This window comes from Lactobacillus sp. ESL0259 (assembly GCF_003693045.1).
In the GTDB taxonomy this organism is placed as follows: Bacteria; Bacillota; Bacilli; order Lactobacillales; family Lactobacillaceae; genus Lactobacillus; species Lactobacillus melliventris.
Window position 1 is genome coordinate 255,857 of the sequence record NZ_REHP01000005.1, and the last position, 16,733, is coordinate 272,589.

General features: G+C 34.7%; 13 protein-coding genes and 2 tRNA genes. 13 read left to right on the forward strand and 2 right to left on the reverse strand.

All coding sequences use genetic code 11. From position 1 onward, the window contains the following. Positions 1 to 88: 88 nt before the first annotated feature. The 4 genes from F5ESL0259_RS03465 to F5ESL0259_RS08990 all read left to right on the forward strand — a co-directional run bounded on the left by F5ESL0259_RS03465 (position 89) and on the right by F5ESL0259_RS08990 (position 3,296). Positions 89 to 373 carry a hypothetical protein gene (locus tag F5ESL0259_RS03465; protein ID WP_122037488.1) on the forward strand — a complete coding sequence of 95 codons (285 nt, stop codon included), beginning with the start codon at positions 89 to 91 and terminating at the stop codon, positions 371 to 373. Between the two features lie 34 nt (positions 374 to 407). Continuing rightward, positions 408 to 1,370, forward strand: coding sequence for an alpha/beta hydrolase (locus F5ESL0259_RS03470; RefSeq protein ID WP_158595992.1), 963 nt, complete (start codon positions 408 to 410; stop codon positions 1,368 to 1,370). A 1-nt stretch (position 1,371) separates the two neighbouring features. Further along, positions 1,372 to 2,838 carry a beta-xylosidase gene (locus F5ESL0259_RS03475; RefSeq protein WP_122037490.1) on the forward strand — a complete coding sequence of 489 codons (1,467 nt, stop codon included), beginning with the start codon at positions 1,372 to 1,374 and terminating at the stop codon, positions 2,836 to 2,838. A gap of 281 nt (positions 2,839 to 3,119) precedes the next feature. After that, positions 3,120 to 3,296, forward strand: a complete 177-nt coding sequence (locus tag F5ESL0259_RS08990; protein WP_167334237.1) for a hypothetical protein — start codon at positions 3,120 to 3,122, stop codon at positions 3,294 to 3,296. Positions 3,297 to 3,324: 28 nt separating this feature from the next. Here the strand turns inward: F5ESL0259_RS08990 and F5ESL0259_RS03480 are convergent, their stop codons facing one another. Beyond that, positions 3,325 to 4,335, reverse strand: a complete 1,011-nt coding sequence (locus tag F5ESL0259_RS03480; RefSeq protein WP_122037491.1) for a serine hydrolase — start codon at positions 4,333 to 4,335, stop codon at positions 3,325 to 3,327. A 198-nt stretch (positions 4,336 to 4,533) separates the two neighbouring features. On the opposite strand from F5ESL0259_RS03480, the gene F5ESL0259_RS03485 reads away from it, so the two are divergent. From F5ESL0259_RS03485 to F5ESL0259_RS03510, 5 genes are all read left to right on the forward strand, one after another. Next, a tRNA-Glu gene (locus tag F5ESL0259_RS03485) sits at positions 4,534 to 4,605 on the forward strand. Positions 4,606 to 4,613: 8 nt separating this feature from the next. Beyond that, a tRNA-Gln gene (locus F5ESL0259_RS03490) sits at positions 4,614 to 4,685 on the forward strand. A 388-nt stretch (positions 4,686 to 5,073) separates the two neighbouring features. Next, positions 5,074 to 5,430: a hypothetical protein gene (locus tag F5ESL0259_RS03495; RefSeq protein ID WP_122037492.1), complete on the forward strand. Its 357-nt coding sequence runs from the start codon at positions 5,074 to 5,076 to the stop codon at positions 5,428 to 5,430. Positions 5,431 to 7,035: 1,605 nt separating this feature from the next. After that, on the forward strand, positions 7,036 to 9,612 hold the full coding sequence (locus tag F5ESL0259_RS03505; RefSeq protein ID WP_122037494.1) for an SLAP domain-containing protein: 2,577 nt from the start codon (positions 7,036 to 7,038) through the stop codon (positions 9,610 to 9,612). Between the two features lie 407 nt (positions 9,613 to 10,019). Then, entirely contained in the window at positions 10,020 to 11,621 is a 1,602-nt protein-coding gene (locus F5ESL0259_RS03510) for an ABC transporter ATP-binding protein (RefSeq protein ID WP_122037495.1), read from the forward strand. Between the two features lie 62 nt (positions 11,622 to 11,683). Here the strand turns inward: F5ESL0259_RS03510 and F5ESL0259_RS03515 are convergent, their stop codons facing one another. Next, on the reverse strand, positions 11,684 to 13,036 hold the full coding sequence (locus F5ESL0259_RS03515; RefSeq protein WP_122037496.1) for a Mur ligase family protein: 1,353 nt from the start codon (positions 13,034 to 13,036) through the stop codon (positions 11,684 to 11,686). Positions 13,037 to 13,181: 145 nt separating this feature from the next. Here F5ESL0259_RS03515 and F5ESL0259_RS03520 point away from each other — a divergent pair, with 145 nt between their 5' ends. The 4 genes from F5ESL0259_RS03520 to F5ESL0259_RS03535 are packed head-to-tail and all read left to right on the forward strand — an operon-like array spanning position 13,182 to position 16,732. Beyond that, positions 13,182 to 13,781, forward strand: coding sequence for a thymidine kinase (locus tag F5ESL0259_RS03520; RefSeq protein WP_046324704.1), 600 nt, complete (start codon positions 13,182 to 13,184; stop codon positions 13,779 to 13,781). A gap of 17 nt (positions 13,782 to 13,798) precedes the next feature. Then, positions 13,799 to 14,887, forward strand: a complete 1,089-nt coding sequence (prfA, locus tag F5ESL0259_RS03525) for a peptide chain release factor 1 (RefSeq protein WP_046324705.1) — start codon at positions 13,799 to 13,801, stop codon at positions 14,885 to 14,887. Beyond that, positions 14,880 to 15,728, forward strand: a complete 849-nt coding sequence (gene prmC / locus F5ESL0259_RS03530; RefSeq protein ID WP_122037497.1) for a peptide chain release factor N(5)-glutamine methyltransferase — start codon at positions 14,880 to 14,882, stop codon at positions 15,726 to 15,728. Before prfA ends, prmC begins: the two co-directional genes overlap by 8 nt. After that, positions 15,728 to 16,732, forward strand: a complete 1,005-nt coding sequence (locus tag F5ESL0259_RS03535; protein ID WP_122037498.1) for an L-threonylcarbamoyladenylate synthase — start codon at positions 15,728 to 15,730, stop codon at positions 16,730 to 16,732. The genes prmC and F5ESL0259_RS03535 overlap by 1 nt, the downstream gene beginning before the upstream one ends. Position 16,733: the final 1 nt, after the last annotated feature.

Sequence of the window (16,733 nt, forward strand, 5' to 3'; positions counted from 1 at the left end):
AAATGAATGTGACTTTTATGACTAAAAAACAAATTTCTAAGGCCATAGGCATCTTGAGTATGAATTTGCTCTATCTTTTATCTGCATTGTGTTCTCATCTAACGTTGTTTTGCACATCATTGGCAACGCCTTTTCGGGCGTGCTTGTTAACGCCACAGCCCCCTATGAAATGTCAATTTTAACTGATCAAAAGCAATTTCCATTAGCAGTTTCAATCACTACTTTACTTGGTTCCGTAGCTGGCATGATTGTGCCAATGTTACTAGCAGCTGTAAAGATTGCACCAGGCCACGATTCATTTATGGCTGGCATAGCTGTATCAGTTGTGACTGCAGGTGTATTGTTTATTACCAGATTCGGTAGTCGAGTATAAAAACAACAAAGTAATGAAAAAGGAGAAGATTAAAATGAAAATCAAAAAAATATTTTTAGGTAAAGAAAATCAATCTGCATCGCTGACAACATATGTTTTAGACGACTCAATAGAAACTTTAAATGGCAAGAGTAGACCAGCAGTCATAATTTGCCCTGGTGGAGGCTTCTTCACTTGCTCTGATCGCGAAGCTGAACCAATTGCCATGTATTTTGCCTCGCTTGGCTATCACGCTTTTGTTTTAAGATATACTACATACTTCTCAGATACATTAGAAATGTCAGATTTGTTAAAGACTTTGCCCAAGAAGGAAAATACGATTTATCCGAAGCAGATAAGAGAACTCGGTGAGGCCATGTTGTTGATCAGAAAAAATGCTTCAAAGTGGCACGTTGATACCGAAAGAATTGGTGTATGCGGTTTTTCAGCTGGTGGACATGTTGCCGCTCTTTATTCCACAGAATTTAATGAGCCAGTTCTTACAGATTATTTAGGCGTAGACAAAAATGATTTACGGCCAGCCTTTGGTATTCTTGGTTATCCCATCACTGACTATCATCTTTTAGATGCCGATCTTGAAAAGAGAAAAAATAACCCTACGGACTACCACTTTATGACAGCTTCAAACATTGTTACCTGTGGGACAGAAATTCCAGATAAAGAGCTTGAAACCAAACTTAGCCCAGTTGATCATGTTGATAGTGAAACACCACCATTTTTCATATGGACAACTGCAACTGACCCTCTAGTTAATCCGCTTCACTCACTGGAATTGGCTTCCATTTTAGCCCAAAATAATATTTCGTATGAAATTCATGTTTTTGATCGAGGTACTCATGGTCTAAGCTTGGCTTCACAAGCTGCTGCTGGTTCTAAATCTCAAATTTCTCCTGTTGTTAATCAATGGACCAATTTATGTGCCAAGTGGTTAGAAAATAATTTTGCTCTTAAACTGCCTGCAGTCAGTGATTTTGAAAAAATGGAAGGAAAAAATTAGAATGCTAGATTTTAAGATTAATTCAAATTCAAAGACGCCATTTCCACACTATTGGGAAATGTGTGTTGGCAGCAGTCACGCTTATACCGCATTAAGAGCAGATTATCAAGAGCAATTAACAAAAGTACATCAGGATATGGGTATTAAATTTGTCCGTTTTCATGGTTTGTTCGACGATGAAATGAGTGTTTGCATTGAGAACTTTGATTTTACGGGCAAATCACAAGGCATCACCTATAATTTTGTTAATATCGATAAAATTTATGATTTTCTACTAAAAATTGGCATGAAGCCATTTGTAGAATTAAGCTTTATGCCCAGCTGTTTAGCTTCAAAACAGAATCAAATCTTTCCTTATGGTGGCAATAATTCTATGCCTAAATCCGATAAGGCCTGGGAAGAACTAATTACTAGATTCATAGAGCATATTCTTGAGCGCTATGGTAAGGATGAGGTTGAATCATGGTACTTTGAAGTTTGGAATGAACCAAATTTATCGCGCTTTTTCTCAGGTACCAAAGAAGATTACTTCCACTTATATGAAATAACAGTAAGAACTGCTAAGAAGATTGATGAAAAGCTTCGCTTTGGTGGTCCTGCCACATCTTACAATTCCTGGATACCAGATATGATAGACTTTTGTCAGAAAAATAATTTACCGCTGGACTTTATTTCAACACATCATTATCCAACAGATGATCCGTTGTGGGAAAGTGGCATGGATATTGACGAATTCTTTAAAAAGAGTAATGGAGTTCCACAAGATTATCCTCGAGGAATACTTAAAGTTATGACTTCGAAGACAAGAGAAGAAGCTCAAAACTACCCACTATTTTATACAGAATGGAGCGTTTCAGCGATGGTCGGCGATTCCGCTCATGATACTCCTTATGGAGCAGCAATGGTTGCCAAAACTTTGGCTGATAATGATGGCCTGGTTGAAGGTTATGATTATTGGGCATTCTCAGACATTTTTGAAGAAGAATCCCAAAAGCCAGGTGTATTTCACGGCGGCTTTGGTCTGCAAACAGTTGATGGTATAGAAAAACCTGTTTTTAGATTATTTGAAATATTCCACAATCTCGGTGATCAAAGAATAAAAGTTGAAGATAATAATAATGCTACTGCAGAAATTTTAGCTGTTCAAAAAGGTAAAGATTTGCAAATCGTCGCATATAATCATAATGTGCCAAAAGAGCCAATAAAAACAGAACAATTGGAAATAAATCTGGACAAAACAATTAGTGGTACTTGTGAAATTAACAGAATTGATGAAAACCATGCTAATCCGAAGAAATTGTGGCAGGAGATGGGAGAACCAACCTATGTTAACAATGAGCAAGTTAAAGAATTGCGTGCTGCTTCACAATTAAAAGCGGAAAGCCTAAAAATGCAAGATGGCAAGATTAACTTGGAACTAATGCCACAATCGTGTGCATTTATTACAGTTTCTAATTATTTTGAATAACAAATAAAAGGACTTTAGAATAGTGATTTTGAAGTCCTTTTTGATAGTTGAAAAAGCAATTAAATTACATAACTCACAAAAATGATCGAAAAGTTTTTATCAAAGAAATTTTTTAAAAAAAGTTCGTTAATGCTTACGAATGTAAACATTTTGAATTAATAACAATTATGGCAGATCATAATGAAACTTGAGCTTTAATGTGATTAAATAACTTGAAATAACCCCCTTTTTTACGTTAAAAACGGTATAATTCTAAGTAAATTGAAGGGAGTTTTTTACAAATGATGTGTGATAACTTATTTTTTAAAGTTTTGTGGGTAGTAGTATACGCTATTACTGCTTACTTTACCTTTACAGGCAATATGATGATGGGAATGTACTGGATGGCTGGCGGGATGCTTGCTCAAGCGGTAGTAGATCTAGTCTATCATTTTTGGCCTAATCGTAAAAAGTGTTAAAAAACAGCTTCTTATGGAAGCTGCTTTTTTATTGGTCATTTTCTTTTAAAAAACTTTGAATGATTCTTTCTCTCATTGTTAAGAAGACTTGATTATGGCCAGTAGGGTGTATGCGATTGGTCAAAAGAATTAAGCCAGATTTTTTAACTCTATCGAGAAGCATCAGAACTCCAGTAAATCCCGTATGAAGAATTAAGGGGTAGTGCAACTCTGGATCAAAGCGTAGGTCCCAACCCCATGAACGAGGCTTTAAGCCTTGGGGATTTTTATTGTCGAATAGCTTTGCGACTAAGTTTTGACTATAAGGCAATATACTTTTATCCAGGCCCAAATATCCTTTACTTAACTTAACCAAATCGTTCATAGAAGAGAACAGACCGGCTGAGCCACAATCACTTCCTAATTGGCGTGCTTTTGGATCATGAGGAATTCCTTGTAAAACTCTTCCTTGATAAACTGCAGTGGGAACACATAAGTCTTTTTCAGGTCTAAAAGTCGTATTTTTGAGTCCAGCGGGCTCGATTATTATTTTTTGACCAACTTCTTGAACTGGTTTACCCAATATTTTTTTGATAGCTAAACCTAAAAGGATAAAATTGGTATCTGCGTAACGCATTTTATGTTCAAATTCTTCTGTTACAGGCAAATGGATGATAGCATCGATTAACTCGTCGCGAGATAATTGATCCCGATTTTTAATCCAGCCCCTTATTCCACTGGTGTGAGTCAGCAGATGAAAAAGACGTACGCGCTCATCTTGGAAATCTGGAATAAAATCGTGCAATGGCTCGGTAAAATTGAGTTGTCCGTCTTGAAATAGCTTAAGCAAAATATTTTCTGTGATAAGCACTTTGGTTAAACTGGCTAAATCATAAATGGCAAACGGACTCAGTTGCGTCACCTTGGGGTAAGTACTCGCAAAGCCAATGGTTGAAGTAAAAACCTGTTCATCTTTAATAAAAGCATAATTCACACCCGGTACAATGCGCTCCGTGACCATTGATTCGATTAAGTTTTGGGTGTTTGAGTAGTCAATCATAAAAACTATCCTTTAGTAAAAGTATCTTACTCTATTATATACAATTCTCAAATTAATTTTGAGAAATTGTGGCTACTGGTAGTCAACTGAAAATGATGATGCGATTGTCAAAAGAATAGTTCGATAATTTTTACCGCTAAAGCGTGAAAACTACTTGACATTACGTGTATCTTCAAGCATAATAATTACTGTTGATTTTGCCCGCTGGTCAAATGGTTAAGACGCCACCCTCTCAAGGTGGAGTTACGAGTTCAATTCTCGTGCGGGTGATTTAACACTGGGATATAGCCAAATGGTAAGGCACAGGTTTCTGGTTCCTGCATGTTTCGGTTCGAGCCCGGATATCCCAATTTTTGTAATTTGTCTTAGTTTCAATTCGCTTGAAGTGTTGGTACTAAGGCATTTTTATTTTTTGCCATTTTTTGAAATTAACTGAAATTAGCCCAATAGGTGCAAAATTCGGTGCAAAATTTTTGGCAATGGTGGATTAGTCAAAATATCCTAAAATTGGTATAGTTAAATACTGAAAAGTGCTATAATAGCAAGTGTTCAGAGATTTAATAATTTATAGTTTATTTACCTTAAGAAAGTTTATTTTGGACTTTCTTTTTTGTTTGAAACTGCAAAATCGGTACAAATTTTTCTTTTTTTATAGAATAAGTAATTGTCTTTGCAATTAGCGTAAATAAATTAGATCTTTTGAGGTAGAAAAGGACATGTAAGGAGGGAACCATCCCTATGGAAGTGACGGAATATCTAAAAGTATTTCTTAAGCAAGATTTAGATATGTTTGTGGCGCACTCAGCCAGATATAAAACTGATTTAACAGCTGATAAGGTAGATAACCTTACTACAATGGATAAGACAATAGTTACAGAAGAAATAGCATTTGCCGAGAACGTGACTTGGTGTGTGGGCAAAGCTATTCAAGCATGTTCTATTAAATCAAAGAAAATTCTTACTGGTGTTTATTTATTTGACCATACTAATAAAGAAGTCATGAAAAAAATGGGCTATGGTAAAACTAGGTATTGGGAGCTGAAACAGATAGCTATAAATGAATTTATGAAAAACTTTGCTACATATCAAAAGTAGATAAGTATAGAACCTTTCGTTAAGCTAATAAAATAGTGATCGTCTTTCACAATAGCTTTAATAAAAATGTTCAAGTTTTTTCAGGCTTTAATCGAAAATATTATGTGTCTATTTCAACTAGTTAAAAAGAATTAATCCTAGCAAATCCTAGCATTTACTAGGATATTTATTTAACAAAAACCGTCAAAAATGCTGATTTATAGCGTATTTTGTCACTGCACACTTTTTATGCGTTATTCAGAGGGGTGAACAAAATGGGCATCCCTTTTATAATCAATAGGGAAAAACCAAAGTTGGATTGTCCTAGTGCTTTCACACTAGTTATTACAATTGAAAAAGAATGTAGGTTGTTTAACTTATTTTGTACCCAAACCAAATGTGGATCGGGCATAAAAATTAGTATGATTGCTAAATATTTTAAAGCCAAAACTAGTTTTTAAGTGATTAAACTTTTTAGAGCATTTTTAAATTACTAAATATAAATAAGGTGGGTCACGTTAAGGCTCCCTTTCTGTTGACTGAATTATTTACAATCTTGATTGGAAAACAGCTTTATATTATGTAAACTCTCTTTAGAAATAATGTTATACGGAATTTATTAACATATTTGAGTAATTTCACGTTATCATTTCGTCCAAAAAATATAGAGTTGCAGCACACATTTGACATCCTGGCATTCTGGCATCCTGATTAGTGAAAAGTTAAATACAAGAATATCTCCAAATTTCTATCAGAAATAAGTCTAAACTAATAATTCATCAGATTATTTTTATACAAAATCACATTTTAAAGAGGGGAGACTTCTTCATTATTATTGTAGGTGTATAAATTAAATTCCGAATTTTAAAACTATTCTTGGACAATTTTCTTGACAATTTATCTAGTATATAATATTGGGATTTTTAATAATAAATATTACGTTAACTTATTTATTAATATTTTTCTTATGTTCTCTCTTAAATTTTATGGTCTTAATTACTTGGCTTAAAGTACTTTTTGAGTTATTCTTAAATGTTAATTCAAACTTTAATATAATTAAAGTTTATAGCTAATAGCCAGCTTATAATTTTGAAATTAACCAGTTTAACTATAAAAATTAAATAACAAAAAATTATCGAATAATAATAATTTTAATAAGATAATTTGCCAATAATATGGGATTTGATCTTTTAAATATATTTGTTTATAATAACAGAGTTAAGGATAAAAATAATTATTTTTTAAAATTTGTGTTATAATTAAATATGTATGTATAGTTGATTAACTACATATCAATATAGTATTTTGAATAAAGATAATATTGATTATAATATATTTCTTATAGCAGTTTTTAATTTCCAAGGTTTTGTTAAATAATTATTAGTAACTAAGGCGGTGAATATAAATTTTAAAAATAGAATAGTCATAAACTCATTGTTTAGAGAAAATATTGAAAGAATTATAAAAGTGGGATAGTTTATCGGTATATTTGTTATTACTCATACAAATATACTAAAGGATATGTTTCACATAAAATGTCATCATTTTCAATTCAAAAGTTAATCTTACTTTATATTCCAAATATTCCAAGTAAATTTAGTAAAAAATTTAAAGGAGATAGTAGTATTGAAGAAACAAGATTTTCAGTCAGCTAGAAAAATTATAAAAGGTAGTATTACTACAGCGGGAGCTTTAGGATTGTTGCTAACTTTTAATCACAATAAGGTTCAAGCAAGCAGTATTTCAAGTAATTACAAAGATAGACCGGCAAGTAATATTCAAAAAAATAAAACAACAAACTTAAAATCAACAAGCAAAACTACCGAATACAGCAATATTCAGTTTAAAAAAAATAGTAAAGGAAATTTGCTTGGTGACAAAGAAAATATTTCTGATCAAGATGGTGTTAGTATAAAAACTGATTTCAGCAATGGATATACTTTTGTTGGTGATGGGACAATTGAATTAAATGTCATTGTGAATAAAGATGCAGTTATAAGTAAAGGAACGAAGCTTGTCTTTAAAATTTCGCAACCAGAAGCCATAGATTGGGATAACGTTCAACTAAATGCCAATGAAAAATATGGAAAGTTGTCTATTGATAAGGATTCTCATATTATTATATTTACGTTTGACGTTGATGTTGACAAAAATGCTGATATTCATTTTATTATTAATTTACATACTACTAATACTGATCACAACGATGTCCAAATTGCAGCAACTTTCGATAATAAAGTGCTCACTATTAATGGAGGTTCAAAGTTCAATACAAAGAAAAGAACTGATAATGGTGGCAGCGGTGGAGGTATCCCGTATGACAATAACAGACTAATACTGGACAATTATCCTTACCGTTATCCTGGTATTGAAAATAATTATATTAAAAAGGATTCGAATAGCATTGGATATTATATTCCAAATGATCGCTCAATGATTTTTAATGTTATTCTTGACCCCGGTTATAATGCAAATAGAGAAAAAGATTATAAAGGAAGGGTTATTGAACTAACAGTTACTGGCCCTGGTGCAAAATTGTCTCCAGACGGTATTTATATTACTGAACAAGTCGGAAATTATCCCAATAAATCAAAGAAATTTGTTACTTTATCACAGTTAGGGTGGGTTGTGGAACCAATTAACCCACAAACTGTTAAAATTTATATTCCTGATGATATTTCTTTTGGCTGGGGAATATTGGCTGTTGTTCCGTATACTCCTGATCTTAAAGGTCGGTATGAATTAAGTGGGAAATACTATTCCGATTTCATGACAAACGTCCAACATTCTTTAAACACAGCTATGGGTGTTTTTCAAAATACTAACAATAAAGGTTTTATACCAAAATTATTTGCCAGTGACAAAATTTATAAAATTGAAAATAAAGTAACAGATTTAAATGCTTGGTTGCTTGAAAAAGATACTGCAAATGACCTAGAGGATGGAAATATAACAAGCAAGATCACCGTTAAGGATGATTCTGAATTGACTAGTGCAATAGCAAGCAATCAAACAGGAACGTTTCCTGTGACTCTTTCGGTCACTGACAGTGATGGCAATACAGTAACCAAAACTATTAATGTATTGGTAAGTAAAACTAGTAAAACTGACCTGAGAGTTAAGGATAGCATTCTAGTAGCTGGTCCTAATGCCAAATGGTCAGCTGAAGACAATTTTGTTAGTGCAACGAATACAGATGGTACGCCGTTAGACTTTGACCAAATTGAGGTAACAGGTCGCGTTGATCCCACTAAAGTAGGTAAATACAATGTAACCTATAGTTTTGTTGATCAAGATGGTCTAAAAATTAGCCGTATAGCAACTATTAATGTGGTATCAGATCAGACTGGTTCAGGAACTAAACCTAGTCTTCCAAGTTTACCCATTGAGCCTAATGATGAAAATTCAAATAATGTGAATCCTTTAATTGGTACTGATGTAACTTTAATGCATAATGCTTATATTTATAATGAAAAAGGCAACCGTGCAAACGGTATTATTTTGGGTATTGATTCAGTATTAACCACTTATGGTAAATTAAGTATTAATAAACGGAATTTTTATATTGTAATCGACAAAAAAGATAATAAAAAGTACTATGTTGCTGTTACTAACGTTGAGCCTGTTGAAAGAAAACTAGATCATAATAGTTATATTTATAATCAATATGGTCATAGAATTAAAAAGTATGGTACCTTTAAAAAAGGCAGAATTGTCAAAACCTATGGTTCACCCGTCACAATAAAGGGTAAAAAGTATTATATTATTGCTAAAAATCGCTTTGTCAAAGCCCTAAATTTTACCTTGTTAAATAGTGTTACATCTACTGTTCTTGTAGATTCGGATGTTACAGAGAAAACCGTCATGCATAACGCGTATTTATACGATGAAAATGGTACTCGTGCTAATAGGTTAATTGTCAATGCAGGCTCTGTTGTTGGTGTTACTGGTCAAAGAGTGATTAATAATAGAAACTACTATGAGCTTGAAGATGGGTTGTTTATAGCTGCCGGTAATATTGACGGCACACAACTCAAACTAAAACATAATTCTTATGTTTATAATCAATATGGTGAGCGGAAGGGTAAGAAAATTCTCAAAAAGGGTTCTACCATAAATACATATGGTAATCCAATTATAATGAAGAATCGGAAATTTTATATTGTAGGTAAAAATAAATTTGTCAAAAAATCTAATTTTTAAAAATGATTTCTGGAATGTTATTTGATTTCAAATATGTGATGTCCTGTTTAGTATGTAGAATTAAATTTTAGATGCAATTTGATTTTAAAAGAAATCACTATCTAAATAGAACTTGAAGACTAATTTTCACTGCTAAAAAACTGGTACACAACTCGATTACTTAAATAGGGTTGTGTATTTTTTGGCTTCTACGAATATTGTCAATTGGTTTGGAGATAATAGAAAGTCCTCTACTTTATAAGCTTATTTCCTCCTCTTAGAGAATTTCATTTTTTCTCATACACCTATTTATTAGCCCACTTAGTTACAAATTTCGACCTCTTACTCAAAACATATTGTTAACTCATTTTAATTTTGTTTTAATAATACACAACAACAAAGAATAATTTGAAGGGTGAGGTAAAACCATGAATAAAAAAGAAGTAAATGTTACAGTAAGGTGGGTCTTGACCAGTCTCAAGCCATGGATGATATTTTGTTTATTTATCTTTGGTGTTACTAGTTCTTTTGAAGGAGTTTTAAATGGTTATATTTTAGGCTACATTCCCAGGCTTAATGTCAAGGATGGTCGCAGTTTAATCCTATTTGGAATTGCCGCAGTTTTATCATATCTAACCGTTTATATTTCTCTTTTCTTATTTTGCCTGTTAATGCAAAAAGCAATTCAAATTTTAAATGAAAAGATAAAGGCTATATATTTCAGAGCAAATTTTGCCAGTTCATTTAACAATCCGAATTTAGATTCATCTGATGTTTTGAACAACATGACTAGTATTTCCAAACAGATAGAGGAAAAGTATTTTGAACCGCTTTTATTGCTTTTTCAAAGTTTGATGACAGTCATATCTTCTACAGTCGTAGTATTAATGACTAATCCAGTTTTAGGTCTTGTTTATCTAGCTCTTTCTTTCCTGTCACTTCTTCCTAGTTATATGGGTAAAGAAAAAATGAAGACTAAAACCGAAGTTTGGAGTCACTCGAATTCAAACTTTTTAGCGATCACACGTGACTTATTTGCAGGGCGCTTTGAAATTACGAATTTTGGTGTTAAAAAATTATTTATGCAGAAATTTGATCATTCTTTGCATAATGAGGAACAGAAATATTACCAATTAAATGCTTTCCAATATGTTCTGCAGTTTATTTCTTGGTTATTTGCAATTGTAATAACTCTATCTCCAATTTTCATAGGGTTATGGATGGCCAAAAATAACATCTTAGGTGTTACCGTAAGTACAATTTTAACTTTGACTCTGACTGCGGATCATGTAGTTGGTGGCTTTCGGCAACTGACTAATTTTGAAACTCAAATTCAAAGTACAGAAGGCATCAGAAAGATTTCTTGGACTGAAACAAAAACGGATCAAGAGACTGTTCTACCAGAAAACAACCACAGATTAGTTGTTGACAATTTGTCAGTTAAACGTGGTGATCGAGAAATTTTTAAAAATCTGTCTTTAAGCCTAGATGAAAACGAAAAAATGATTATTACAGGACCTTCAGGTGTTGGTAAATCAACTTTGCTAAATGCCATAGCAGGATATATTCCAATTGAAAAAGGTGAAGTAGAATTTGGCGGACACAAATTGAAGTATTCAGATTTTGTATTTATTTCACAGAATATTTGGCTATTTGCAGGAACAGTTCGCGAAAATCTTTCTCTGTTGCAAAATTTCACAGACCAAGAATTAGTTGCTGCTTTAAATAAGGTAGGTTTAGACAAAGAGCTCGGTAGCAAAGCATTGGATTTTGAAATTAAAGAGCAAGGCAGCAATCTTTCGGGTGGACAAGCACAAAGACTGGCTATTGCCAGAGGACTTTTACGTCATAAGAAGATCTTTTTACTTGATGAAATTACATCTAGCCTGGATCATCAAAATGCGGATGAAGTTCACCGCTTAATTTACCAACTGCCTTCAATTGTTATTGAAGTGGCGCACAATTATAATGAAAAAATTGCGCAAGAAAATAACGTTAAGATTTTTAACTTAGCGCAAAATACAAAATAAAAATAACCCGCAAAATGTTTCATTGCACATTTTACAGGTTTTTCATTAATATTATTGTTGCTTTACATCCCTGCCTTAATTATCTTCTTTTCAGCCATAGTCTTACGTAAAGAGAGCATAGCGGTATAGGTAGACAAAATGTAAACCTTTTTCGTCGGCAAATTGGCAATATTAGCGATTACTTCCTCATTATCTGTGCATGTAACCATTTTACCCGGATCAAAACCGGCAACTTCCAGACGAAAGCCCATGTCGTGCCAACGCTCTCCGCCAACCAAAATTTTTTTAATTTGATCGTGATTTAAGTCTTCAAATTGACCATCCCAAATCCAGGAAGTGTCGATGCCGTCAGCGTGGTTAGCGTTAAGCAATGTAACTAAGGAATAATCATCTTTTTCCGTGTTAAGCATGTGCAGCACTTCATCTAATCCCACCGGATTTTTAACTAAAATCAAATCAATTTCTTTTCCTTCATATTTAATTAATTCTTGTCTGCCAAAAATGCGCTTGTTTTTAGCAAAAGCCTGAGCAATTTCTTCTTCACTGAGGTCAAAATAGCGCGCCACTGAATAGGCAGCTAGAGCATTATAAATATTGTAAGTGCCGCCAATGTTGATAGTATAGTTTTTACTGCCCATTTGAAACTCAAGGTTATTCGGCGTCTGCTCAGTAATCTTGTTAACAAAATAAGTTAATTCAGGTCTGCGATAGTTGCAGTTGGGGCAGAAAAAATCTCCCAGATTGGCGTAAATCCTTTCATGATAATGTAAGATATGATCACAATCAGGACATAAGATGCCGTCAGTATTAACTGGAGCCTTGGTATCATTTTGCGGATTATCATTTGGCAGTTTAAAGCCATAAAAAATTTTAGGATTAGGCAAGTCGACTGAAGAAAAGATACTGGCGTCACCATTGGCTATAATAGTAGCTTCAGGTGCTAATTTAATACCATCTACAATTTTTTCGTAAGTGGTGTAGATTTCCCCGTAGCGATCCATTTGGTCGCGAAAGATGTTGGTAAGAACAAACACGCTGGGGTGAAGCAATTCCGTCACCATTTTGACATTAGCTTCGTCAACCTCTAACACTGCAATCGGTCTGGATGATTTTTTCTTTTTATGGGCTAAAAAAGCCGTCACGATTCCTTGTTGCATATTGGAACCTGATGGATTGGTTAAGACGTCACCGTATTTTTCTCTTAATGCCGCCACAATCAATGCGGTAGTCATGGTTTTACCGTTTGTTCCTGTAACAATGACCGTTTCATAGCCGTCAGCCAGTGTCTTTAAAATCTCCGGATCAAGATTCATTGCCAGTTTGCCGGGAAAACTAGTGCCACCTTTTAAAACGTTATGTAAAAACCAGTAGCTTGATTTACCCGCGCTTTTTGCTATTACAGATTTAAAACTCATATTTTTCCCTCGCTTTAAAATCATTATCAACTATAGCATAGCCATAAACCGAAAACGAGTTTTTATAACCATTTAACTACACATATTTTATTTTTACATTATACTAGATAAGTTAGATGAATTTAAATGAAACAAAGGAGCAAAAATGGCACAATTATTTTTTGAGTACGGCACGATGAGCAGCGGCAAAACTTTAGAAATACTGAAGGATGCTCATAACTATGAGGCTCAGGGGCGCAAGATTGCTTTGTTAACCAGTAAAATTGATAATCGTAGTGGTGTAGGAACTGTGGCTTCAAGAATTGGGCTCCACCGAAAGGCAGTTCCGATCGACCATGATTTTGATATTTTTGCTTATATAAAAAAGTTGAACGAACAGGAAAAAGCACAAGGTGACGGCGCAATCGCCTGCGTTTTTGTCGATGAAGCCCAGTTTTTGGAACGTCATCATGTGGTAGAATGTGCCAAAATTGTTGATGATTTATGCATTCCCGTAATGACTTTCGGCTTAAAAAACGACTTTCAAAATAATTTATTTGAAGGAACCAAGAATTTGTTGATTTTTGCTGATAAAATAAAAGAGATCAAAACAATTTGCCACTACTGCGGTAGAAAGGCTACAATGAATCAACGGATACACAATGGTAAACCAGTTTACGAGGGTGAACAGGTTCAAATAGGTGGGGATGAAAGTTATTACCCGGTTTGTCGGTTTCATTATTTTCATCCGCATCAAACAAGATAGGAAGGGATTAGAACAACATGGATAAAATTATGGCACAGCTTGAAAGTCTTGTTGCTCATTATGACGAATTACAGGAAATGATGGCTGACCCGGAAGTTATCAATGATACCAAAAGGTACATGGAAGTTTCTAAGGAAGAAGCAGATTTACGCGATGTAGTTGAAAAATATCGCAAATATAAGGCTGATAAAAAAGAAATTTCAGACAATAAGGATATTATTGCAAACGAAAGTGATTCAGATTTGGTTGAGATGGCCAAAGATGAAAATAACGATTTAGAGCAGGATATTGCTAAGCTTGAAGATGAAATCAAAATATTAATGTTGCCCAAAGACCCTAATGATGATAAAGACATTATTATGGAAATTAGAGGAGCAGCTGGTGGTGATGAAGCTTCCTTGTTTGCCGGAGACTTGCTCAGAATGTATGAAAAATACGCTGAAAGACAAAACTGGCAGGTTTCTATCGTTGACAGTGAGCCAACTGAAGTTGGTGGCTATAAACGAGTTGCCATCATGATTACCGGTAATAAAGTCTATTCTAAATTAAAATATGAAAACGGAGCGCACCGCGTGCAACGCGTTCCTGTAACTGAATCTCAAGGCCGTGTTCATACCTCAACTGCTACAGTGGCAGTCATGCCTGAATATGAGCAAGTTGACCTTGATCTGGATCCCAAAGACATTAGAGTTGATGTTTATCGCTCAAGTGGTGCCGGAGGCCAGCATATTAACAAAACCTCCAGTGCTGTGCGCATGACGCACTTACCTACTGGTATTGTAGTGGCAATGCAGGATCAGCGTAGTCAACAGCAAAACCGGGAGAAAGCCATGCAGATTCTGAAATCCCGTGTTTACGATTACTACGAAAGTCAAAACCGTGATAAGTATGATGCTAAGAGAAAAAATGCTGTTGGTACAGGTGACAGGTCTGAGCGCATCAGAACTTATAATTACCCGCAAAACCGGGTAACTGACCATCGTATCGGTTTGACTCTTAATAAGCTTGACCGGGTAATGAATGGGGAACTTGATGAAATTATTGATGCTTTGATTTTATATAATCAAACAAAGCAACTAGAGGAGCTGGCCGAACAGAATGTCTAAAATTGACACTTTAAAAAGCTTGAGAATCTGGGCTGCTGAAACTGCACCAGAACAAAGACCAAAAGATATCGCTTTTTTGCTAGCTGAAAGACTGCAGCTGAGTCCTAGTGAGTTTCAATTAAAACAGGACATGGAATTATCACCAGACCAAATTAAGCAAGCACAAAAGGATGTGCGCAAGCTGGCTAAAGGGATATCTCCTCAGTATATTTTGGGTTACTCCTGGTTTTTTGGTTATAAAATTTTAGTGCAGCGCGGAGTTTTAATTCCCCGTTTTGAAACTGAAGAGTTAGTGGAATGGGCTTTAGCAAATCTGACCAGTGGTGATAAAGTGCTTGATTTAGGAACAGGCTCCGGCTGCATTACAGTAGCTCTAGCTAAAGAAGCTGCTAAAAAGCAGATTACCGATCTTGATTTATATGCTTCTGACGTCACTGATGCTGCACTAAGAACTAGCGAAGAAAATTTTTTGATTCATAAAGTTGATGTTACCGTTCGAAAAGCAAACATTTTAATTGGTCTTGAAAAGTTCGATAAAATCATTTCTAATCCTCCCTATATAAAGGAAACGGAAAAAGATGTGATGGACCAAAACGTATTGCAAAATGAACCCCAGGAGGCACTTTTTGGTGGAAAAAATGGTATAGAATTTTACCAGAAGTTTGTCAAACAAGTACGTGATCACTTAAACAGCAGAGGAGAGTTTTTCTTGGAATTTGGCTTCAGTGAGAAAGAGCAGCTGGTTGATTTATTTGGACGGGAGCTGCCGGATTTTACCATTGAATTCAAAAATGATTTAGCTGGAAAGCCACGCATGGTTAAAGGAAAGTGGAATAAATAATGGAAACTAAAATTTTTTCACAGGATCAAATAGATGATGCAGTAAAATTACTCGCTCAGGGAGAATTGGTTGCTTTTCCGACAGAAACAGTCTATGGCTTGGGTGCCATTGCCACAAATGAAAAAGCTGTAAAAAATGTTTATAAGGCTAAGGGACGTCCTAGTGACAATCCATTAATCGTAACAGTTTCTGATGCTCAAATGATGTCTCATTATGCCAAAGAGGTGCCAGAGCGTGCTCAAAAGTTAATTAAAAAATTTTGGCCAGGTCCTTTAACCCTTTTGCTTTATGTTAAACCTCACAGTCTGCCTAAAGCTGTAACTGGTGGTCTTGATACTGTGGCTTTTCGCTGTCCTAATGATGACTTAACTCATCAGTTGATCAGTAAATTGGGTTACCCAATTGTTGGACCTTCCGCCAACACTTCGACTAAGCCTAGTCCAACGACAGCTGCGCATGTTTATCATGATTTAAAGGGAAAAATAGCGGGAATTATTGATGGTGGACCTACAGAAGTTGGATTGGAATCAACGATTATAGACTTGTCTGTAGCTACGCCCATTGTTTTACGTCCTGGTGCAGTTACTCCCGCAGAGTTAAGTCAGGTTTTGGGTGAAAAAGTTTTAATTAACAGTGGTAAAGTTGCTGATAAAGATGTTCCGAAAGCTCCAGGAATGAAATATCGTCATTATGCTCCGAGTGCACCCGTAGTCGTGGTTGATGATCCAGAAGACTTTGCAAACATTGATTTAACCAATGCAACAGGAGTAATGGCATTAACAGATGTGCTTGAAAAAATTAAGCTGCCAGCCGCAAATAAATTTAATTTAGGTAAAAACTTGTTAGAGGCCGACCATAATTTATTTGGCGGTTTACGTTACTTCGATGATAAACCAGAGATCAAACAAATTTTTGTGCAGGGATTTAGTGGCAGCGAGAATACTTTGGCATATATGAACAGGCTAAATAAAGCTGCCGCTGGTCATCATTATGTCAAAGAGTAAA